The organism is Diplocloster hominis, assembly GCF_032380655.1.
GTDB lineage: Bacteria > Bacillota > Clostridia > Lachnospirales > Lachnospiraceae > Diplocloster > Diplocloster hominis.
The window spans coordinates 1-23,636 of the sequence record NZ_JAWDIY010000056.1; the positions used below are offsets into that span (position 1 = coordinate 1).

The window sequence follows — 23,636 nt, forward strand, 5'->3', positions numbered from 1 at the left end:
TGGTCTTTTGAATAGGGAGGAGCAGGTGGTTGGCTGGAATTGTTGGAATTGTTGGAAAATTGAAAATAGATCTTGAGGAATACTATATCTTGTGGTATATTGGACTGTGCATACAATACATAGTAAAGCTGGAAGAGATGAGGATTGGGAGAATGGACATTATTAAAAGAGACGGTACGAAAGAAGAATACTGTGCGGTTAAGATCAGAAATGCGGTAAATGCGGCATTTGCAAGTGTAGAGGAACAGGTGGAGGACCGGACTCTGGATGAGATTACTTCTCAGGTGGAGAGTAAGATACGGCAGATGTGGGGGGACGGAATCGCCATCCATGTGGAAGATATCCAGGATATGGTGGAAAAGACGCTGATGGAACGGAATTACTATCCGGTCATGAAGAGCTATATCCTTTATCGGGAAGAAAGAGCGCAGAAGAGAAGGACGCGGCATCAGCTGGCGGAGTATTTACAGGGACTGCCGGGAATCCGGGATGTGCTGCGGGATATTCAGCGGGATTACCCGGATGAGGGGTATGGACTGGCTCATCTGCAGGCCAAGTTTCTGGCGTTTTATAAACCGGGTATGGGACAACGGGAGAGCGTGGATGCCCTGCTGCGGGCGGCGGTGGAGCTGACGACCCAGGAAGCGCCGGATTGGGAGTTTATTGCCGCCAGATTCCGGATGCTGCTGTTTCATGAACAGGTCAGAACGGAATGCGGGAACAGGGGAATCCATAATTTTTATGAGAAACTGGTCTATTTGACAGAGAATCATCTGTATGGACCTTATATCCTGCAGACGTATTCCAAAGAGGAGATCGAGGAGTTTGCAGAGTTTATGGAACCGGCCAGGGATCACCTGTTTACGTATTCCGCGCTGGAATTGCTGCTGAAGCGATATGTGATTAAGGACCGGTCGAATATTCCGCTGGAGACGCCGCAGGAGATGTTTTTGGGAATCGCCATGCATTTGGCGGTACCGGAGAAACAGGGCAGAAGAGACTGGGTCCTGCGCTTTTATGAGATGCTGAGCCGGCTGCAGGTGACGATGGCGACACCTACCCTTTCCAACGCGCGCAAGCCCTTTCACCAGCTCTCCTCCTGCTTTATCGACACAGTGCCGGACAGCCTGGAGGGAATCTACCGCAGCATCGATAATTTTGCTAAGGTCAGCAAGCTGGGCGGCGGTATGGGGCTTTATTTTGGAAAGGTCCGGGCCAGCGGCAGCAGTATCCAGGGATTTCCCGGGGTGGCCGGCGGTGTGATCCGCTGGATCAAACTGGCCAATGATACGGCTGTGGCGGTAGACCAGCTGGGGATGCGCCAGGGGGCTGTGGCGGTCTATCTGGATGCGTGGCACCGGGATCTGCCGGAATTCCTGAACCTGAGGACCAACAACGGGGATGACCGGATGAAGGCGCATGATGTGTTCCCGGCTGTCTGTTATCCGGATCTGTTCTGGAAGCTTGCGAAAGAGAATATAGAAGCGGACTGGTATCTCATGTGCCCTCACGATATCCTTTTGGCAAAGGGATATGCGCTGGAGGACAGCTACGGTGAGGAGTGGGAGCGCAGATACTGGGAATGTGTCCATGACAGCCGGATCGTGAAGCGGGTGATACCGGTCAAAGATGTGATCCGTCTGATTATTAAAAGTGCGGTGGAGACGGGGACTCCATTCACCTTTAACAGGGATCATGTAAACAGGGCGAATCCCAACAGCCATCGGGGCATGATCTACTGCAGTAATCTCTGTACGGAGATCGCTCAGAATATGAGCGGGATCGAAAGCCTCGATCAGACGGTGGAAACGGTAGACGGGGAAACGGTGATCGTGACCAGGACCAAACCGGGTGATTTTGTGGTCTGTAACCTGGCCAGTCTGTCTCTTGGCAGGATAGAGGTCGGGAATCCGGAAGAGATCCAGCGGATCACGGCCAGCGCGGTCCGTGCCCTTGACAATGTGATCGATCTGAATTTCTATCCGCTGCCCTACGCGAAAATCACCAACCGCAGATACCGGCCGGTAGGCCTTGGCATCAGCGGGTATCATCATATGCTTGCGCAAAACAAAATCATGTGGGAAAGCAAACAGCATCTGGAATTCGCGGACAAGGTTTTTGAGGAGATCAATTATGCGGCGGTTAAGGCCAGCTGTGAAATCGCGGAGGAAAAAGGAAAATATGAATATTTTTCCGGCAGTGACTGGGAAACCGGCGCTTATTTCAGAAAACGGGGGTATGACTCCGGCCGTTGGCGGGAGCTGGCTGACAGAGTGGCTGCCCATGGACTGCGCAACGGTTATCTGATGGCGGTGGCGCCCACCAGCAGTACCAGTATGATCGCGGGAACCACAGCCGGGCTGGATCCGATCATGAACCGGTATTTCCTGGAGGAGAAGAAAAACGGGCTGGTTCCCCGGGTGGCTCCTGAACTGTCCGCCCAGACATACTGGTACTATAAAAACGCCCATCTGATCGACCAGGGCTGGTCCGTGCGTGCCTGCGGGGTCAGGCAAAGACATATTGACCAGGCGCAGAGCATGAATCTTTATATTACCAATGACTATACGTTCCGCAAAGTCCTGGACCTGTATCTGCTGGCCTGGGAAGAGGGAGTTAAGACGATCTATTACATCCGTTCCAAGAGCCTGGAAGTGGAAGAATGTGAGTCCTGCTCTTCCTGACAGATAGATTCCGGGAAAAATGTCAGAGAAAAACATTACAAGGGGGAAACCAATGCAGCATTTAAAGAAAAAACCGCTATTTAACCCGCAGGGGGATATAGACGTACAGAACCGCCGGATGATCGGCGGGAACACCACGAATCTGAATGATTTTAACAATATGAAATACGCATGGGCCAGCGACTGGTACCGGCAGGCCATGAATAACTTCTGGGTGCCCGAGGAGATCAATCTGGGAGTGGATAAGAAGGAATATCCGGGCCTTCCGGCACCGGAGCGCAGGGCCTATGATAAGATCCTGTCCTTTCTGATTTTCCTGGACAGTATCCAGACGGCCAACCTTCCCTCGATCGGAGAATACATCACGGCCAATGAAGTGAACCTGTGCCTTTCCATCCAGACATTCCAGGAAGCGGTCCATTCCCAGAGCTACAGCTATATGTTGGATACGATCTGCGAACCCCAGCAGAGAAACGAGGTGCTTTATCAGTGGAAAAATGATGAGCATCTGCTGGCCAGAAATACGTTTATCGGCGATCTCTACAACGAATTCCAGAAAGACCAGAGCCCATATACACTGGCTAAGACCGCAGTCGCCAACTATATCCTGGAGGGAGTCTATTTCTACAGCGGCTTTATGTTCTTCTACAATCTGGGGCGAAACAACCGGATGCCCGGTTCCGTACAGGAGATCCGCTACATCAACCGGGATGAGAATACCCACCTGTGGCTGTTCCGCAATATCCTGCTGGAGCTCAAAAAGGAAGAACCCGATTTATTTACTCCTGAAAAAGTGAAGGGATACCGGGAGATGATCCGGGAAGGCTGCGAACAGGAGATCCGTTGGGGACATTATGCGATCGGAGATGAAGTCCAGGGACTCACGAAAGCTATGGTTACCGATTACATTCAGTATTTGGGCAACCTGCGCTGTACGAACCTGGGATTCGAGAAACTATACGAGGGTCATGATGCAGAACCGTCCAGCATGAATTGGGTCAGCCAGTTCTCCAACGCGAACCTGATCAAAACAGATTTTTTCGAAGCACGCAGCACGGCATATGCAAAGAGCAGCGCGCTGGTTGATGATTTATAAATAAAAAAAGCAGCTTTAAGAAGCTCTCTGCCTGAACAAAAAATCTACCGGTCAATATACTGACCGGTAGATTTCATCTATATTCTTTAACGTTGGCTGATAGGGACTGTTCTTCAGGAGTTTTTGCTGCAGGTTCTGAATATTACGGGCATAAGCGTGCAGATCCGTTAGCCGTACCCCATAAGTTTGCAGAGGCTGTGACGGCAGGACTGCCTGAATCAGGGCCTCCAGCCGATTAAGGGCGCTTTCCTGGGAGCAGTCCAGCAGATCGGACAGGTAGGCGGTCAGGGTGCGGATCTTGGAATCCGGGACATTTTTTTCATAACATTTTAAAACTGTGGTAAATAACGCGCGGACTACCTGGCCATGCGGAATCCGCAGCTGAGATCCCAGCGGATGGGCAAGGGCATGAATCATACCGCAGCCGGCGTTGCTGATCGCGATACCGCCGTATGTCCCTGCCAGCAGATAATTGTCCAGAGATTGAAACCGGCTTTCCGGTCCATGAGCCGCAATATCCATGTACCCTCTCAAAACCAAATCGATCGTTTTCTTAGAATAGAGTTCTGTAAAAGGAGTCGCGGCCGGGGAGAGATAAGATTCCACTCCGTGACAGAGAGCATCAAACGAGCTGATCGCAAAGTATGAATAAGGAAGAGTTTTCAGAAGCTCTGGGATCAGGACGGCATAGTCTGCATACAGGGAATCATCCGTCAGGCCCAGCTTGGTATGTAAAGAGATCATGTTGAGATTGGAAATGTTGGTGATTTCGCTGCCTGTGCCGCAGGTCGTCGGCACCAGGATCAGGTTATGGCTTCGGACAGCCGGAACAGATTTCTCGAACAAATCCAGAGCCGGCGTGATCCGTTTCAAGGAAAAAAGTTTCGCGATATCCATGATGGAACCGCCGCCGATGGCGATCACCCTGTCATAAGCAGTATAAAGAATATCATTATAAATGTATTCCACCATCTGATCAGAAGGCTCACCCTCCGAATAATCACTGGGTATAATAAGCGCGGCAGTTTTGATTTTTTCCCGGAACCAGGTATCCGCGATTTTCTGATTCGTGATCAGCAGATCCTTAGGGCCGATCAAAAACTTTCTGGTAAATTCATCAAAATGATCAAAATATAAAATATTGGGCCGGACAGAGAAGCAGTTCATACACATCCCCTCTTTCTTAATCAGATCATTTATTAAATTTTCTATGATTAGTTTACTCTATCCTTCAATTATTTACAAGAAATATTTTAAGCCTGCATCAGTTTAACTTATTAAAAGATACAGGGCAAAAGGGGACATGTCCATTCCGGTTTGGGACAGGTACAAATTGATTTGTACCTGTCCCAAACCGGAATGGACATGTCCCCTTTTGCCCCGCATCTTTTATTTGCGTCCGATAGAAAATCATGGTATGATTGTGTCAGAATATTTGACAGGGAGGTATGAGAAGATGAGTGAATTTATTATTACAACGGACAATACGTCGGATTTACCGGATAGTTATATTAGTGAAAATGATCTGGACCTATTGTTTTTATCCTATACAATTGACGGGGAGACCTATGAGCGTGAAAATCAGCTGTCAGCGTCCGAATTCTATAAGAGAATGAGAAATGGCTCCATGCCGACTACCGCGCAGATTAACCCGGATATGGCGAAAGAAAAGTTTACAAAGTATCTGAAGGAAGGAAAAGACATTCTGCATATTTCTTTTTCGTCCGGCTTAAGCGGCAGCTATAACAGCTGCAGGATCGCTGCGGAAGAGCTGCAGGAAGATTTTCCCGACCGGCGGATCGTGGTCGTGGATTCTCTGTGCGCGTCCCTGGGTGAAGGGCTGCTGGTCCACAAAGCGGTATGCCTGAAAAAAGAGGGGAAATCTCTGGCTGAGATTACAGAATGGCTGGAAGAAAATAAAATGCATCTGTGTCACAACTTTACGGTGGACGATCTGAATCATCTCTATCGCGGCGGACGGGTTTCCAAGGCGGCAGCTGTGTTCGGGACGATGGTGAATATTAAACCGGTTCTGCATGTGGATGATGACGGACACCTGGTTCCTGTCTCTAAAGTGCGGGGGCGTAAAAAGTCACTGACCACGCTGGTTGATAATATGGAAAAACAGGTTGGAAATTATGAAAACGACACTATTTTCATCAGCCATGGGGATTGCCTTACGGATGCGGAATTCGTGGCGCGGCTGGTTAAGGAGCGCTTCGGGATACAGTCGTTCCTGATCAATACGGTTGGACCTACGATCGGCGCCCATTCCGGTCCCGGGACGGTGGCACTGTTCTTTATGGGGAATTACCGATAAGGGCGGGATTTTATTTATAGTGAAAATTATAAAATGATGGTGTTCGGGCGGAAAAGTCCGGCATCATCATTTTTTAGTCCACAGGAAGATACCGCTTGCGCAGCCCGCAGCAGACGGACGATTTTTGAATGCGGCAGGTGACGGTTTTCGCATGCGGTACCCGAATTTATTGATTTTTTTGCTGAATGTGCTATGATAGGGAACGGTGAATTTATGTGAGGAAGGGTAGGAGTGATATGGTAAAAGATATGACACAGGGGGCGCCGGGAAAGATTCTGTGGAGTTTTTCCCTTCCGCTTTTGTTCAGCGTGATTTTTCAGCAGCTGTATAGTATCGTGGACAGTGTGGTGGCAGGGAAGTTCGTAGGTGTCGGCGCGCTTGCCGCGGTTGGGGCATCCTATCCGATTACCATGATATTTATAGCTATCGCTACCGGAGCCAATATCGGGAGTTCCGTGATTATTTCCCAGTATTTCGGCGCCAGGAAATATGAAGATATGAAAACGGCAGTGTATACGTCCATCCTGTCGGTGGTGGCTCTCAGCCTGATCCTGACCGCTGCGGGAACGGTGTATTGCGATCCGCTGATGCGGATGCTGGACACACCGGCCGATGTCTTCGGGGACGGGGCGCTGTACCTGAGGATATACATATGGGGGCTTTTGTTCCTGTTTTTATATAATATATGTACGGGGGTTTTTACCGCCCTGGGCGATTCCAGAACGCCTTTATACTTTTTGATCGGATCATCGGTGAGTAACATTGTATTTGACCTGATCTTCGTGATCAGCTTCCGTATGGGCGTGGCCGGGGTGGCGTGGGCCACGTTTTTGTGCCAGGGGGTGGCTTCCCTGCTGGCCATCCTGACCCTGATCCGGCGTTTGAGGAAAATAAAGACCAGTCAGGCATTTCCGGTGTACAGTTTTCGGATGCTGGGCCGCATCAGTATTGTAGCTGTTCCCAGTATTCTGCAGCAGAGCTTTATTTCCATCGGAAATCTGTTTGTCCAGAGGCTGGTCAACGGTTATGGGTCCACCGTAATGGCTTCTTATTCCGCAGTGGTGAAGCTGAATACTTTCGCGATCACATCTTTTACGACTATGGCCAACGGCCTGTCCGGATTCACGGCTCAGAATATGGGGGCGGGGAAGAGCGAACGGGTACAGGCGGGGTTTCGGGCAGGGGTACGTATGATTCTCCTGATCTGTGTTCCGTTTTTTATCGCCTACTTTGTATTTAGCCCGGCGATGATACAGGTTTTCCTGTCCAGCCAAGAGGATGTATCAGCGGTCATTCAGGAAGGGACCCGGTTTTTGAGGATTGTGTCTCCATTTTATTTCGTGATCTCTTTGAAATTAATGGCGGACGGCGTCCTGCGCGGGGCCGGAGCGATGGCGCCTTTTATGGTGGCCACGTTCTCCGATCTTATTCTCAGAGTGGTCCTTTCTTATGTCATGGCTCTGGGGCTTTCCATGGGCAGTACTGGTATCTGGCTGTCCTGGCCGATCGGCTGGGTAATCGGAACCGTATTGTCCCTGGGCTTTTATCTGAGCGGTATCTGGAAACGGAAAATGCTGATTCAGGAGAGAGAGGATACTCCTTCGGAGGATTCATTTGTGAGTGCTGAACCGGAAGAATCTGTTTTCAGATAGGCCTGTTCCCAGAAATCAAGGGAAGCGTGATCGGCCTGTCTGTGTAAGATATCCTGGCGCAGATATTCTTTTTCGGCGTCGCTTAGGAGCGCGAATACGGAAGAATATTCATCTTCCCAAAAGCATTCTTTCAACAGTTCTTTCAGATCGCTTAAGCTGCCCACCTGAGTCTTGACTATCTGTAGTTTATCCTCCAGATAACGGCAGGTCTGCATTTCTTCGATAAGTGCCCGAAGCTTCCTGTCATCCATCTTCCGGCCGTCTTTGAAATGATCTGAGGAGACGGCAGGGGCGTAGGTGCCTGTGGTGGGGAGAATTGTGCGCAGACAGTTTTCCCGGGCATAACACTGCATATCCCTGGAAAGGGAAGGCAGCGCTTCAGACAGATAGGATTGTGCCGACGGATCCGACAGGTTCAGGGCCCGGAAAAGAGCCTGAAGGCTATCCTGAAGCTGGAGGTTCATGTCTTTCGGATCGACAGAGTTCATACGGGACTGCAGATGATTCACATCTTCTTGGGTTAATGCCAGGTTACGGACAGGAAGATTCAGCAATACACAGGCGAGAGAGACCGGGAATACCAGGCTGCAGATGTTGAGCAGCAGTTGCTGATAGTCAGCCGCGTAATTTCGCAGAAGCGTCCGGACCGCGCGCAGAGGAAAACAGCCGAGAAAAGTATCTTCCGCCTGCAGGTGTCTCAGGTAATCATAGATCAGGTCGATTCCGGAGAGGTCCGGCGCCAGTGGGACAAGGAGCGGATAATCGATGGTTCCGCCGTCCAGGGAAGCTTTATAATCCACATCGTAGAAAGGGAAAAATTCAGGAATCCCTTTCATCAGGGTATCCTGATAAGCGGACAGAGGGATGGGAAGGCGGTGCTTTTGAAGCCTGGCCAGAAGGATTTTTGCGCTTTTTAGTTTTTCTTTTTCAAGCGCAAGTCCCTGCTGGAAGCATAGCTCCGGGGCCGGGACGTCCATCGCGGTCAACGCATGGCCGGTACTTTGAAGATGCCGGCTGTACTCAGCGATGCAGTATAGAATTGAGGACAGTATTTCCCGCGCAGTCTCATAGGGAACGGAGGTACTGTCGTTGCCGGTATATTTCCGGACACGCTTTTGCAGCAGGGGGAGCAGTTCTTCCAAAGTGAATTCCATAGTCGGATTCTCCTGTCTTAATGGCTTCATTTATAAATAGTTTCAATTTTTTAAACGCTTCATAATAGTTCATGATTATTTTAATAATATTGTATTGGATTCTTCTGCATCCTGCTTCTACCGCAAGTAACCTGTACTGGCAGGATCATAGTATATATAGTTATACAGCAGAGCCATAGCTAGTACAAGACTTGAAAAAATAGCGTTTTTGTGGTATGATAAACACAGTTGAGAGAGAAAAACCGATAAAAGCTGTTTTTCTCTTTTTTGTTTTCACCTAATGCAGGAAATAAATTTTTTGTTAAGGTATTTGGAAAGCCATTGCGTAATTCTAATTCTCCCCTTACAATTACGTCGGATTTATATGCGTAAAGATATACCAGGTACATAGGAAAGGGAGATAGAGAATGAAGATCACGGATTTTTTGGGACTGTTGGGAGGCCTGGCGCTGTTCCTGTATGGTATGCAGATGATGAGTTCCGGACTGGAGGCCGCGGCAGGCAATCGGATGAAGCGGATTCTGGAACGTCTGACGTCGAACCGTTTTCTGGGAGTGCTGGTGGGCGCGGGAATCACTGCGGTAATCCAATCCTCCTCAGCTACTACCGTTATGGTGGTAGGATTTGTCAATTCGGGCATGATGACTCTGCGGCAGGCAGTCTGGATTATTATGGGAGCAAATATCGGAACGACAGTCACCGGGCAGCTGATTGCTTTGGACATAGGAGTTCTGGCGCCTTTGATTGCTTTTATCGGTGTAGCTCTGGTGGTGTTTATCAAGAAGCCAAAGCTTCAGTCTTACGGCATGATCATAGCGGGGCTTGGTATTTTATTTATCGGAATGGATATGATGAGTGCGGCGATGATGCCGCTTCGGGATTCGGAAGCATTTGTACAGCTGATGACCAGATTTTCCAACCCTCTGCTGGGCATTCTGGCCGGTATGCTTTTTACGGCGATTATCCAGTCATCCTCCGCTTCGGTCGGAATCCTGCAGGCATTGGCTACCAGCGGGCTGATCGGCCTTCCCAGCGCAGTTTATGTTCTGTTCGGACAAAATATTGGTACCTGCATCACTGCGGTATTAGCGTCGATCGGAACGAATCGGAACGCGAAGAGAACCACGATCATCCATCTGATGTTCAACATTATTGGAACGGTGGTATTTACGGTCGTCTGCATGACACTGCCGCTGACCGCGCTGATTCAGTCCCTGACGCCTTCCAATCCGGCGGCGCAGATCGCCAACATGCATACACTGTTTAATATTGTGACCACCCTTTTACTCATTCCGTTCGGAACAGGGATGGCGAAACTGGCTTCCCGCATACTTCCGGACAAGGAACAGGGGGAAGAAGGGGAGCAGTGTCTCTTATTTATCAAACCGGTGGATGGGGCCAGGGAATACCAGATCGGGACTTCCGCCATTGTGATCAATGGTATCTGTAAGGAACTCAAAAGAATGATCGTCATGGCAAGAGAAAATGTCAGCTCGAGTTTTCAGGCGGTTCTGGATGGCAATTCAAAAAGGCTGAAAAAAGTGGAAGAAAATGAGGAGTATATAGATTATCTGAACAAAGAGATATCCAAATACATTTCCCATATTATCACATATGAGGCGAACCCGGAGGATTCGGCCAGAATCAGCGCGTTTTTTAAGATCGCGGGAAATGTGGAGCGAATCGGAGACCACGCCATGAATATCTGTGAATACACGAAACGGCTGGAAGAGAAGCAGATAGGCTTCTCCGACCAGGCCAGGGATGAGATCGCCGCGATGCGGGATATCTGCCTGAAAGCGATCGATCTTCTGGACTGCATGGAGGCCACTGATGTGGATGATATCACCAGCATCGCTGCGGCTGAACAGAAGATTGATGATATGACGTTGCTGTACCGCCAGAACCAGATCGCCCGGATGCAGTCGGGTGTCTGCTCTGACGAAGCCTGTATTCTGTACTCCGAGATGCTTACGGACTTTGAGAGGATCGGAGACCATATTCTGAATATTGGACAGGAATTGGGGGAAAACAGAGGATAGGTTTTGTACTATCCGAAACCGGCGGGGCATGGTATAATAGCGAAAGAGAAAATTGCCCCCATTGGTACCGGGGAAGCTGGCGGAGGATTTGAAATGAAGATATTGATTGACGCGGATGCCTGTCCGGTCGTGGGGATTACGGAGAAGATAGCACGGGAACGGGGAATTCCTGTCTGGGTATTGTGTGACACCAGCCATGTGATACAGTCAAAGACGGCGGAGGTATTTGTCATCGATCAGGGGGCGGATGCCGTGGATTTTGCTTTGATTCAGAAGACCGTCCGGGGTGACGTGGTAGTGACGCAGGACTATGGGGTAGCGGTGATGGCACTGGGGAAAGGTGCGCATCCGATCCATCAGAGCGGGAAGTGGTATACCAACGAAAATATCGATGCGATGCTGATGGAAAGGCATCTGGCGAAGCAGGCGAGAAGGGCGTCTCGTAAAAATCATCTGAAGGGGCCTTCGAAGCGGTCGGGAGAAGACGATGAACATTTTGCGGAATCGCTGATACGGTTGCTGGATCAGCTGGCTGATACCTGATGTCCGCAACTATGTGGATAATCAAAATCCGGACTAAAAAATGTGCTGTGTGAAATATCGGGCACATTTTCTTTTTATTTCATAAGAAAGTGCTCCTATGAAATAAAAACGCTCCGCGGGGATCGCACTGCGGCGGAAAGGAAGATGCCGCTTACGCGAGCAGGCGAGAGTTTTGCAAGAGAAATTCTTTCTTCATTTCATAGAAAAGCGTATGCGGATGAACAAAATACAGTTTGAAAAGTCATAGATAAATTAGAACAAATCTAGTGTAAAAGAGCCTTGTATGTGGTACTATGTGTATATGTCGTATCATGGCTTTTTTTACTTTGTAACAGATGATAACAGATTATATTTGTTTAAAAAAATTAAAAAAGAATTTATTTATGAAACTCTTCTCCGGCGGCACTTCCGGATTAAATAAAAAAAAACGGACCAGTTTGCACCGGTCCGGGAGAAAGAGGGATTTATCTGAAAAGCTTTCGCTTGTATGAGACCTAGTATATAAGGATATTGTGTATAATCTGTGAAGGCTATATAAAATTTATATAAAAAATACCAAAAAAAATATTAATATTTTAGTAACGAAATATTACGCAGCATGTGATCAAAGGACAATGGCGGGGAGGAGCAAGACAATGAAGGACAGCGATGTAAATATGCAAGGCCAGGCGGCGGACGGGTAGATGCGTTATAAGCGGTGAGATGACAAGCGGGCAGATACGAGGGATACGGGCAGATCTAGTGGCAGAAACAGTGTATATGGCGGATATGGTATATTCGAGTGTATACGGTCAGGCCAGAGAGTACGATATTCATGCGGAATTCGAGAAAGGACATATATGGATAATCACGAGAAAGATTTACAGCGGCAGGCGTATGAAGAGCTCAAACAGCGGGAACATCAGATGCAGGTTGTCCTGGACGCGATTCAGGGAGGGCTGAAGATCAGCCGGGACGATGAGATGTATTCTTATCTCTATGTAAGCGATGAACTGTGCAGTCTGTTTGGTTATACAAAAGATGAGTTCCTGGAAGTGACTGGCGGAACGGCTGTGGGAGCGGTATATCCTCCGGATCTTCCGCGGGTGCTGCAGGAGTGTGTGGACGCATTTAAAGACGGCAGTGTGGATTACGCGATCAAATACCGGGTGGCCTGCAAGGATAAAAGCCTGAAATGGATCATTGACAGCGGACGGAAGGTAATCAGTGAGGATGGAGAGACGATCATCAACAGTATCTATCTGGACGTGACGGAGATGGAGGAGGCTAACCTTAAGATTCATGAACAAAAGGAGCTGCTGGACAGCATCTATGATTCGATTATGTGCGGTATCATCCGGTATCGGGTGGAATCTGACGGTCTGAAATATGTGACGGCGAATCATGAGGCGGTACGGATTCTCGGAGTTGGTACGCCTGAAAAATTTGCTTCCATGGATATCCGGAGTTATTGCGATAAAATCGATGAACAGGACAGGCCTGCCGTGTATGAACAGATCAGCCGGTTAAAGCAGCATGGGGACCGGTATACCGGGGAATACCGGATACATAGAAGCAAAGATGAAATGGTCTGGGTATACAGTACCACCGAACTGATCCGGGAGGGAAAAGACCAGCTGATCCTCCAGCACATCCTGATTGACATTACGGATAAAAAACGACTGGAACTGGCCCTTGATCAGGAACGTAAACGGTTCCGGATCGCGATTGAGAGTGCGCCTACCATTATTTTTGAATATGATCCGGCTACGGATATCTATAAAGCATTTGGAACCCTGGAGATCGGGGAACATAAGCATGAGATGGAGCGGAGTATTCCGGATTTCCTGGGTAAGGTTGTCAGCACGCTGATAAAAGAGCCGTATCTGAAAAAGGTCCGGGATCTGTTTGGCAGGACGGCGGTGTCCAGTCTGGAGGTCCAGATGGTGCCTTATGTCGGAAGTACGGAGTATGTCTGGGCGAGAATAACGGTGACGCCGGTCTGTAACGATCAGAATGACCGGGTCATCGTTGGGAAGATCAGTAATATCCAGTCGGAGAAAGAGAAGGAATTCGCGCTGGAGGAGGCAAAATCCAGAGATGTGCTGACCGGACTGTATACCAAGGAAGCCGGTATCCGGATGGTAAAAAAATATATGGAACAAAAGAGTCCGGACGAGGTCTGCGGTATGATGCTGCTGGACATGGATAATTTCCAGGAGATTAACAAAGCGGAGGGAAATGTTTTTGCAGACGCGATTCTGCAGGAGGCTGCCAGGATCATTCTGGTTGAGACAGGAGAAGACGATATTCAGATCCGGCTGGGCGGGGATGAGTTCATGCTGTTCATCAAGAACTGCGATAAGGCCCGGGCGACCGTCTTAGGCCCCCGGATTGCCGGATTGATATCGAATCTGTTCGGGAGTTCTGAGAAGAATATAAAAGTGTCCGTCAGCATCGGAATGTGTGTAACCGCGGTGGTGGATGAATACAGCGCTCTTTACCGGTGCGCGGAAAGTACCCTGAAGTATGTAAAAAATAACGGAAAAGGGAAAGCGGCCTGCTATCTGGACACATCCAACGAGCTGGGCACGGTTCTGACCCAACTGTATACGGAAAAACATTTTATCAATGAAATCAAACGGCCTACCGGCCAAAAGGAAGAAAACCTGACCTCCTTTGCGTTGGAGCTGCTCGGAAAGGCCAGAAACCTGGACGATGCCATTTTTCTGCTGCTGGCCAGGATCGGAAAAACCTATGGCTTTGACCGGGTAACGGTGGTGGAGGTTGACCATGATTATCTGAGCTACCGGTACACCTATCAGTGGGCCAGAGAGCAGCAGGATCTGGATATGGAGCGCAGATTCTACCTGAATCAGGACGAGATAGACGCCATCAGCAGCCGGTACGATGAGGAGGGGATCAGCCAGGAATACCTGACGGGAGAAGAGAAACACGGGGCTTGTCTGCACGCGGGTATCTGGAGCCGTGGACTCTACGCGGGTGCTTTGTCTTTCGAGGTATGGGAGCCGGAATATGAATGGTCCATCGAGCAGCGGCGGCTGCTTAAAGAAATGGTGAAAATCATATTTTCGTTTATAATGAAGGCGAGAGCGGATGCGGTGAGCCAGGCGAAAACGGATTTCCTCTCCAGAATGTCCCATGAGATCCGAACCCCTATGAATGCCATAGGAGGGATGACGACGATCGCCAAAGCCGTGCTGGATGACAAGGAAAAGGCTATGGACTGCCTGAACAAGATCGAATCAGCCAACGAATATCTGCTGACGCTGATCAATGACATTTTGGACATGTCCCGGATCGAGAGCGGGAAGATGGAACTGAATTTTGAAAATACGGATCTGAACAGGCTGATCGGTGAGCTGGAGGATCTGATGCGTACGCAGGCGGAGCAAAAACAGATAGACTTCACCGTGAACAATGAATTCAGCAGTGACCGTCATGTCCTGGCCGACGGGCTGCGGTTGAATCAGGTTCTGGTTAATATTGTGGGAAATGCCTTGAAGTTTACAAAGGAAGAGGGCCGGGTGAGTGTTAGAATCAGGGTCCTGGAAGAATCCGATCAGCAGGTGATGTTACAATTTTCCGTGAAGGATAACGGAATCGGAATCAGCAGGGAGGCACTGGGCAGGATCTTTAATTCCTTTGAGCAGGCAGGCGCCATGACCGCGTCCCGCTATGGCGGAACCGGCCTGGGACTTTCCATTTCACAGCGCCTGGTACAGATGATGGGCGGCAACCTGGAGGTCGACAGTGAACCTGGGAAGGGATCGGAGTTTTATTTTACCCTGTCTATGCCTTATGGCAGTAAGATAGAAAGGGAAGAGACGCAAACACAGGTGCCGTTGGAAAAAGAATATGATTTTACCGGCAGGCGCATCCTTCTGGCCGAGGATAACGAACTAAATATGGAAATTGCCGTGGAGCTGCTTCAGATGAATGGGTTCCAGGTGGTTACCGCAGGAGACGGAAGGGAAGCGGTGGAGCAGTTCGAGAAGAATCCGCCGTATTATTTCGATGCGGTCCTGATGGATATCCGCATGCCGGTTATGGACGGACTGGAGGCGACGAAGGTGATCCGGAAACTAGGGAAAGCCGATTCCAGGAGTATACCGATCGTGGCTATGACGGCCAACGCCTTTGATGAGGATACGAAGAAATCCATGGAAAGCGGGATGAACGGCCATATGTCCAAACCCATCGTAATGTCTAAGCTGTGTGAATTACTGGCGGAATGCTTCCAGCGCCGCAGGCAGGTAGTAAAGAGTACGTTCAAAAAGAGGGAGGAAAACTAATGAATTTTAATCCAAACAGCAGCTTTTTATTTGTGCTGGCTGCACTTGTTATTCTATTCGTCATCGCCCAGTCGGTATTTTTCCTGGTTAGGGGCTTAAGACGGGCCAAAGAGATCGGCATGGATATGAAGCAGATCCGTAAGATCATCGTATCGACGGCGGTATTTACCATAGCTCCGGCGGTGTCGATCCTGCTGGGGGTGGTGACGCTGTCTAAGTTCCTGGGCCTGCCGCTTCCCTGGGTAAGGCTCAGTGTGGTAGGCGCCATCACTTACGAACTACCGGCCGCCACTTCGACGGCTACCGTGTTCGGCCTGTCCTTAGCGGAGACCATTACAGACCCTAAGGTGTTTTCTGCCATTGCCTGGGTTATGACTCTTGGAATCATGCCCAGTATTATCCTGGTGCCGCTGCTGATCAGGAAAATCCAAAAAGGTCTGGTATCCATGAAAAACAAAGATAGCCGCTGGAGTGATATTTTCTCAACCGCTCTGTTCCTTGGAATGATATCCGCTTTCCTGGGTATGGTGTTTTCCGATATCCGTAACGGGCTGGCCGGATGGATTCCGATCTTTGTACTGCTGTTTTCCTCGCTGCTTATGGGGGTCTGCGGATTATGTGTGAAGAAGTTCCGGATGAAATGGCTTGAGAACTACGCGCTTCCCGTCAGTATGCTGGGAGCGATGGCTTTTGCCTGTGTGATCACACCGTGGATTATATAAGAGTGGAGGGATATGATGAAAACAAGAGCATATGATGAACAGACACATTTTTATGGACAATTATGGATCTGGACCGCAGCGGTAGTGATCCTGTGCGTGCCGTTAGCGATCTGTATCCGGTATGACGCTTGGCCTGGATTCACTCCGGTTTTGAAAGGCCTCCTGGGTGTAGCTCCGATCTTCTGGACTGTGGGCGCGATCGAGGTGGTGACCTATATCCCGATGCTGGGAACCGCCGGTTCCTATCTGGGGTTCGTAACCGGAAACCTGACGAACCTGAAGGTACCCTGTGCTTTGAATGCCATGGAGAATGCCAAAGTCAAACCTGGAAGTGAGGAGGGGGAGATCGTATCCACCATCGCTATCGCTACATCCTCCATCGTGACTACGCTGATCATCGCAGCAGGTGTGTTCCTGCTGGCCCAGTTAGCGCCGATTTTGAATTCTCCGGTTCTGAAGCCGGCGTTTGACAATATCCTGCCTGCCCTGTTCGGCGGTCTGGCGGTAGTTTATGTGAGCAAGAACTGGAAGATTTCCATCGCTCCTTTGGTGTTTATGGTCATCCTGTTCCTGCTGGTACCGTCGCTTGCCAGTTCAGTGGGTGTACTGGTTCCGGTAGGAGCGCTGATCTCCATCGGCGCTGCCCGGCTTCTCTACAAAAAGAATCTGATATGAGGTATGATCATAAGAGAGAAGAATAAAAGCGGAAAAGGGCATAAAGCAACAGCGCTCAAAAATATAAAATAAGTGATCAAAGAGAAAGAAGGATGTAACATGGGTTGGTGGATCTTAGGTATTCTTTTATTGGCGGTTGTAGTTTTTCTGACGGTGATCCTGGTGCGCGCCGCGATGTTCAAGCCAAAGGCGCAGATGCCTGTGAGTGAAGGGGATGTGGACCTGGATGAGGACAGGATCGTGGGGGATATGCAGGCGATGATCCGCTGCAAAACAATCTCGCACAGTGAGGAAAGCCTGACGGATTTCGGCGAATTCAAGAAGTTTCAGGAGCTGCTGCAGGAGCGCTTTCCGAACATCCATAAGACCTGTACCAGAGAATTTATAGGAAAAACAGGGATACTCTATCACTGGAAAGGAAAGGCGGCGGATAAGCCCACCGTTTTAATGTCCCACTATGATGTGGTTCCGATCGAGGAAGACGGATGGGTAAAACCTGCTTTTGAAGGACTGGTGGAGGACGGCGTACTGTGGGGCCGCGGAACGCTGGATACCAAGGGAACCCTGTGCGGGGTGGTGGAAGCTGCCGAGTCTCTGATGGAACATGGATTTGTGCCGGAACAGGATATTTATATGGCTTTTTCCGGCGATGAGGAGATCAATGGGCCTTCCTGTCCCGCGATGGTGGCGGAACTGGAAAAGCGGGGAGTGAAGCCGGCTTTGGTGGTTGACGAAGGCGGCGCCGTAGTGGAGAATGTATTTCCGGGAGTTACCCGTTCCTGCGCGCTGATCGGTGTAGCGGAAAAGGGACTGGCCAATGTAAAGTTTTCTATTAAAAGCCAGGGCGGCCACGCCTCCACACCTCCCACACATACCATCGCCGGGGAATTGGCAAAGGCTGTGGTAGATATTGAAAATCATCCGTTCCCTTCGCAGCTGACGAAGCCTGTGGCGGAGATGTTTGATACGCTGGGGCGTCATTCAAGCTTCGCGTATAAGATCCTGTTTGCGAATCTGTGGTGCTTTCAGCCGCTGCTCGACCTGGTCTGCAAGAAATCCGGCGGGGAACTGAACGCCATGATGCGTACCACCTGCGCAGTAACAAGGATGGAGGGGAGTAAAGCATACAATGTGCTGCCTCCGAAAGCGGCGGTCGGAACGAACCTGCGTCTGCTGGGCCAGGATACCCTGGACAGCATTCAGACGTATTTGAAACAGACGATACATAATCCGAACATCGACGTGCAGCTGGTGGAGGGAATGAACCCTTCGATCTGCTCGGATACCGAATGCGAAGAATACCAAAAGCTTACCCAGGTGATTCACAACACCTGGCCGGAGGCATTGATTTCGCCATATCTGATGATGGCCTGCAGCGACTCCAGGCATTACTGCCGGATCACGGACCGGGTGTACCGGTTTTCTGCGATGGCTTTGTCTAAGGAGGAGCGGGGATTCATCCATGGGAATAATGAGCGGGTGCCCATAGAGACTTTGGTGAAAACCGTGGAATTTTATGTGCGGCTGATTAGAAAGTGCTAACATAGGATGATGTATGAATAGGAAGGCTGGAATAAGAAGGCCTGAATAAAAATACGATACAAACAGACAGAGTAGAAGTGGCAGGCGCCATAGCTGTACTTCAACTGGAAGAGGGGAGCCATAGATTACCAGAATGGCTGCAACCCCATCTACAGGGGAAAGTGCTGCTATGACGCCTGTTGGCGCTTGACAATCCCGCTGCCATGTCATATACTTTGGATATAAAATAGTTTGAATATCAAAATATATGGAAAATCAATAATCATGGAGAGACAATATGACATCTAGAATCATCGGGACCGGAAGTTATGTACCGGAGCATTCCTTTACGAATACAGACATGGAGAAACTGGTAGATACCAGTGATGAATGGATCACGGGTCGAACAGGGATACGGGCAAGACGGCTGGCGAAGGAGGAAACCACAGCTCTCATGGCTACAGAGGCGGGGCGTCTGGCACTGGAAGATTCCCGGATGGACGCGTCTGAATTGGAACTGATTATCGTTGCCACCTGTTCCGCGGAGGAGGTCATGCCAAATACGGCGTGCCGTGTACAGCAGGAACTGCAGGCCGTTCATGCGGTTGGATTTGATCTGAACGCCGCCTGCTCTGGTTTTCTATTTGCGCTACATACGGCACATGCCTATCTGCAGGCCGGTATCTGTAAAAACGCGCTGGTCATTGGGGCGGAGACCTTATCGCGTCTGCTGGACTGGACGGACAGGAGTACCTGTGTGCTGTTTGGAGACGGGGCGGGGGCGGTAGTATTGCGTCAGGAAGAGACCGGTATTCTGGGGCTGTCCCAGTTCGCCGACGGGAGCCGGGGAGATGTACTCACCTGCGGAAATTCACAGAATGGGAATCCCCTTCAGGAAACACTTAAGAGTCATCCGGGAACCATCGCTATGGATGGGCAGGAAGTATTCAAATTCGCTGTCAGGCAGGTACCAGCCTGTATTACCGATCTTCTAAACCGATATGGATGCGGGAAAGATGAGATTCGCTACTATATCCTGCACCAGGCCAATGCCCGTATTATCCGTTCTGTGGCAAAACGCCTGGCCGTGGCGGAAGAACGCTTCCCAATGAATATGGAGCAGTACGGAAATACCTCTGCGGCCAGTATTCCCATGCTGCTGGATGAACTGAACCGCGGGGGATATCTGAAAAAAGGGGATCATCTGGTCCTCTCCGGCTTCGGGGCAGGACTGACCTGGGGTGCCTGTCTGCTGATCTGGTAATCCAATATTGACAATCTTAACATCCTTGTATTATAGTGAAGCGAGAAATAAAGCCAATGAGGAGACTAAAGGATGGAGAAAAAAACATTTGTAACCAGTGAACAGCTCAAAGAAATCGTAAAAGAATATCCAACTCCCTTCCACTTATATGATGAAAAAGGAATCCGGGAAAACGCCGTAGCGCTGAAGGAAGCTTTTTCCTGGAACAAAGGGTTCCGGGAATACTTTGCCGTAAAAGCCACCCCGAATCCATTTATATTAAAAATATTGCAGGAATACGGTTTTGGCTGTGACTGCTCTTCCGAGACGGAGCTGATGCTGGCCGACGCGCTGGGCTTTAAAGGTTCAGATATCATGTTTTCGTCAAATGCCACACCGGCCCGGGAATATAAACTTGCCCATGATCTGGGAGCTGTCATTAATCTGGATGACATCACCCACATCGACTACCTGGAGAAAACAACGGGAATACCCAAGACGATCTGCTGCCGGTACAATCCCGGCGGAACATTCACGATCAGCACCGATATTATGGATAATCCGGGAGAAGCCAAATACGGATTTACCACGGAACAGCTCTTCGAAGGCTTCCGGATCTTAAAGGAAAAGGGTGTGGAGAACTTCGGCATCCATGCGTTCCTGGCCAGCAATACCGTGACCAACGAATACTACCCCGCCTTAGCTAAGGTTCTGTTTGAAACAGCAGTTAGATTAAAACAGGAAACCGGAGCCAACATCACCTTTATCAATCTGTCCGGCGGTATCGGTATCCCCTATCGTCCCGATCAGGAGCCCAATGATATCCGGGTCATCGGGGAAAAAGTCCGTGAGGTATACGAGCAGACCCTGGTGCCGGCCGGTATGGGGGATGTGGCCCTGTACACCGAATTAGGCCGCTACATGCTGGGGCCTTACGGCTGCCTGGTCACCACCGCGATCCACGAAAAACACACCCATAAAGAATATATCGGCTGTGACGCCTGTGCCGTTAACCTGATGCGTCCCGCCATGTACGGAGCATATCACCACATTACAGTTATGGGCAAAGAAGATATGCCCTGTGACCACAAATACGATGTCACAGGTTCCCTGTGTGAGAACAATGACAAATTTGCTGTGGACCGCATGCTTCCGAAGATCGACATAGGTGATCTGCTGGTTATCCACGACACTGGCGCCCACGGCTTCTCCATGGGCTACAATTATAACGGAAAGCTGCGTTCCGCAGAGATCTTATTAAAAGAGGACGGTACTACTCAGCTGATCCGAAGAGCAGAGACGCCGCAGGATTACTTTGCTACCTTTGACTGCTTTGACATCCTGAGCAATATGAAATACAGATAGAAATAGGAATGGAATTGCACCTCCATGCCAGCTCCTGAAGCCAGGCAGCGGAGGTGCATTTTATTAATATTCCGTATAATGATATTCACCAACCCGCTCAACCACACCACAATAAGGACAAGTATATAAGTACTCAGAAATGAACTCATCTAAAACGGTATCCTGTAAACGATAAGATTTCCCGCAATGATTACATTCAATCTTGATGTCTTGAAATAAGTCCTTATATACGGAAACATCAAAATCATCACTATATGTCAGCAAAAATTTCATATCCCGGATTGTCTTGTTTAATGTATGGAATAATTCATGCGGCTGCAAGATTTCTTCGAAAATCCGAGTTGCTATTTCTATGACAATATTCATAATATAAGGAAATTTATCATAGTACAACTGCCAGTAATCATTCCAGATATCATTTGTAGCGAATACGAAATTTAAGTTCCCTTTCGTTGTCTGATAATGTTTATTCTCCGTAACTAAATGAAGTGATTGGTCCCATACAGAAGAAAGGCCAAAATCACAGTCCCTTTTATAAATTACATCGAAAAGAACATCTTCATATTCTTTCTTATTTACGAGACGGCAAGCTTTATTTAAGATATCACGCTTTTTGATATCAGAGAGCTTAGTAACGTCATAAGTAAAGATATCCTTATTTAAAAGACAATCAATGAGTTCTTCACTATCGGCGAAGAGCCAGCATAGATAGAATAGATCATCTTTCATAGGCTTTCTGCTTATAGTAAATGCTACCGTTACTTTTCCCCTTTCAGAGCAATTAAATGACTCATGCATATATAAAATAAAATCACGCAGTAAGCTAAAAAAAATATGCGCTTTTGTAATTCTGTATCCCTCATCTGCATAACCATGTTTGAACATCCAGCCGAGCATTTCTTCCTCTTCTTTTGGCAGTTCATTTTCGGCTTTTAATTCTATGCTGGCAGAGGATAATTTGTATTTATCTGCCTTATATAACATATCTACGATTAAATCATTGTAAAAACATAATAATTGATGACGTTTGATATATTCCTTTGGTAATAATTCAGATATATACGATTCTGCCATATTAATCTCCTAAAAAGAGTCCCGCTTGCGAAACTCTCCGCCTAAATACTATGAAATCCCTTCCCAACGATCTCACTGGTACTGGAGATCAGAATAAAGGCATCCGGATCAATCTGCCGGATAAAGGTGCGCAGAAGCACCGCCTCATGGCGCCCCATGACAGTAAAAATAATATATTTATGCTTGCCGGTGAAAGCTCCCTTCGCTTCGCACACGGTAGCGCTTCGGTTTAACTCATGTACAATATAATCGCAGATCGGTTCCGGTTTATTACATACCACGTTGAAATATTTGCATAGATTGATACTCTCGATCACCCCATCCACCATAAACGACTTAATGGTCAGACCCAGGAAGGAGAAGAGGCCCGTCTTGATGTCAAACACGAAACAGCCGGCAGCGGTGATCAGTAGATCAGAGAGCAGCAGTCCTTTTCCGATATTTACGCTGGTATACTTCTTCAGAACCATGGCGATAATATCGGTTCCTCCGCTGGAAGCCCCGATATTGAACAGAATCGCGGAGCCAAAAGCCGGCAGAGCGATGGCAAAACACAGTTCCAGCATGGGTTCATTCGTAAATGGTGCTCTCATCGGGTAAATCCGTTCCAGCAGCGATAGAGAAAGGGATAAGAGAATACTGGTATAAGTGGTCTTAATCCCGAATTTTCTACCAAAGACCAGGAAGCCCATCAACAGCAAAATCATGTTTATAATAAAGGTAAAGTCACTGGCGTTAATCAGCCCGGTTTTGGCCACCAGCACAGCCAGACCGGTAACTCCGCCAAAGGTAAAATTATTCGGAAACTTAAAAAAATAGATGCCAACGGCGATCAGCAGGGTACTGAAGGTCAATAACAGAAATTCCTTGATTTTTTTCTCATTCATCAGATTTCTTCTCCATTGATTTCAGATTTGTACAGCGTCCGAACCTTATACTTTGATACTTTGCAGTATCCCTTAAGACAGGCCCTGCGGGCGGGGGCGCAGCATTCGCTGCTCCATTTGGTATACTTTTATTTTAGACACAGGGCCTATACTTGTCAATTCATTTATAACCGGAAACCAGCCGTATGGTTACGATTCACGGCCAACTTTGGTAAATGGGGATTTTGATACTGAGGTCCGGGCTGAAGGGAAGCGGCGTGTCTTGGGGAGCCGGGCAGCAAATCTCGCGGGGCCAAATCACTTCGGCCGGACCTAAGAATGGCTAACTCCGAAGACGGGAGAACCTCTTATTGGCAGGGCCCG

The 23,636-nt window shown here is 48.9% G+C and carries 16 protein-coding genes; 12 read left to right on the forward strand and 4 right to left on the reverse strand.

Translation table 11 applies throughout. The annotated features are described in order from the left end of the window. Positions 1-152: 152 nt before the first annotated feature. Positions 153-2,684, forward strand: coding sequence for a ribonucleoside-diphosphate reductase subunit alpha (locus tag ABC831_RS25165; RefSeq protein ID WP_343250843.1), 2,532 nt, complete (start codon positions 153-155; stop codon positions 2,682-2,684). 52 nt (positions 2,685-2,736) lie between these two features. Next, positions 2,737-3,780, forward strand: a complete 1,044-nt coding sequence (locus ABC831_RS25170; RefSeq protein ID WP_343250828.1) for a ribonucleotide-diphosphate reductase subunit beta — start codon at positions 2,737-2,739, stop codon at positions 3,778-3,780. A gap of 51 nt (positions 3,781-3,831) precedes the next feature. Here ABC831_RS25170 and ABC831_RS25175 read toward each other — a convergent pair whose 3' ends face one another. After that, the gene (locus tag ABC831_RS25175) at positions 3,832-4,947 is read right to left on the reverse strand and encodes an iron-containing alcohol dehydrogenase (protein ID WP_343250829.1); all 1,116 of its coding nucleotides are present in this window, start codon (positions 4,945-4,947) and stop codon (positions 3,832-3,834) included. Positions 4,948-5,236: 289 nt separating this feature from the next. Here ABC831_RS25175 and ABC831_RS25180 point away from each other — a divergent pair, with 289 nt between their 5' ends. Next, positions 5,237-6,100 (forward strand): DegV family protein, encoded by an 864-nt coding sequence (locus ABC831_RS25180; RefSeq protein ID WP_343250830.1) that lies wholly within the window; start codon positions 5,237-5,239, stop codon positions 6,098-6,100. 236 nt (positions 6,101-6,336) lie between these two features. Then, complete coding sequence (locus ABC831_RS25185; protein ID WP_343250831.1) at positions 6,337-7,752, forward strand: MATE family efflux transporter; 1,416 nt, start codon at positions 6,337-6,339, stop codon at positions 7,750-7,752. On the opposite strand, the gene ABC831_RS25190 is transcribed toward ABC831_RS25185, so the two are convergent. Beyond that, positions 7,680-8,936: a DUF6179 domain-containing protein gene (locus ABC831_RS25190; RefSeq protein WP_343250832.1), complete on the reverse strand. Its 1,257-nt coding sequence runs from the start codon at positions 8,934-8,936 to the stop codon at positions 7,680-7,682. The two genes, ABC831_RS25185 and ABC831_RS25190, sit on opposite strands and share 73 nt — an antisense overlap. 377 nt (positions 8,937-9,313) lie before the next feature. Between ABC831_RS25190 and ABC831_RS25195 the strand changes: the two genes are divergently transcribed. From ABC831_RS25195 to ABC831_RS25230, 8 genes are all read left to right on the forward strand, one after another. Beyond that, positions 9,314-10,948, forward strand: coding sequence for a Na/Pi cotransporter family protein (locus ABC831_RS25195; protein ID WP_343250833.1), 1,635 nt, complete (start codon positions 9,314-9,316; stop codon positions 10,946-10,948). Positions 10,949-11,041: 93 nt separating this feature from the next. After that, the gene (locus tag ABC831_RS25200) at positions 11,042-11,491 is read left to right on the forward strand and encodes a YaiI/YqxD family protein (RefSeq protein ID WP_343250834.1); all 450 of its coding nucleotides are present in this window, start codon (positions 11,042-11,044) and stop codon (positions 11,489-11,491) included. Between the two features lie 839 nt (positions 11,492-12,330). Beyond that, positions 12,331-15,786, forward strand: a complete 3,456-nt coding sequence (locus tag ABC831_RS25205) for an ATP-binding protein (protein ID WP_343250835.1) — start codon at positions 12,331-12,333, stop codon at positions 15,784-15,786. Beyond that, entirely contained in the window at positions 15,786-16,508 is a 723-nt protein-coding gene (locus ABC831_RS25210) for a DUF5058 family protein (protein WP_343250836.1), read from the forward strand. The genes ABC831_RS25205 and ABC831_RS25210 overlap by 1 nt, the downstream gene beginning before the upstream one ends. Before the next feature lie 15 nt (positions 16,509-16,523). Then, a complete protein-coding gene (locus ABC831_RS25215) occupies positions 16,524-17,183 on the forward strand; it encodes a hypothetical protein (RefSeq protein WP_343250837.1) in 660 nt (219 codons plus the stop codon). Positions 17,184-17,282: 99 nt separating this feature from the next. Then, positions 17,283-18,725, forward strand: a complete 1,443-nt coding sequence (locus tag ABC831_RS25220) for a M20 family peptidase (protein WP_343250838.1) — start codon at positions 17,283-17,285, stop codon at positions 18,723-18,725. Positions 18,726-19,002: 277 nt separating this feature from the next. Continuing rightward, entirely contained in the window at positions 19,003-19,968 is a 966-nt protein-coding gene (locus tag ABC831_RS25225) for a beta-ketoacyl-ACP synthase III (protein ID WP_343250839.1), read from the forward strand. A 72-nt stretch (positions 19,969-20,040) separates the two neighbouring features. Beyond that, positions 20,041-21,312: a diaminopimelate decarboxylase gene (locus ABC831_RS25230; RefSeq protein WP_343250840.1), complete on the forward strand. Its 1,272-nt coding sequence runs from the start codon at positions 20,041-20,043 to the stop codon at positions 21,310-21,312. A 63-nt stretch (positions 21,313-21,375) separates the two neighbouring features. Here the strand turns inward: ABC831_RS25230 and ABC831_RS25235 are convergent, their stop codons facing one another. Beyond that, positions 21,376-22,386, reverse strand: coding sequence for a hypothetical protein (locus ABC831_RS25235; protein WP_343250841.1), 1,011 nt, complete (start codon positions 22,384-22,386; stop codon positions 21,376-21,378). 41 nt (positions 22,387-22,427) lie between these two features. Next, on the reverse strand, positions 22,428-23,273 hold the full coding sequence (locus tag ABC831_RS25240; RefSeq protein ID WP_343250842.1) for a YitT family protein: 846 nt from the start codon (positions 23,271-23,273) through the stop codon (positions 22,428-22,430). Positions 23,274-23,636 lie beyond the last annotated feature (363 nt).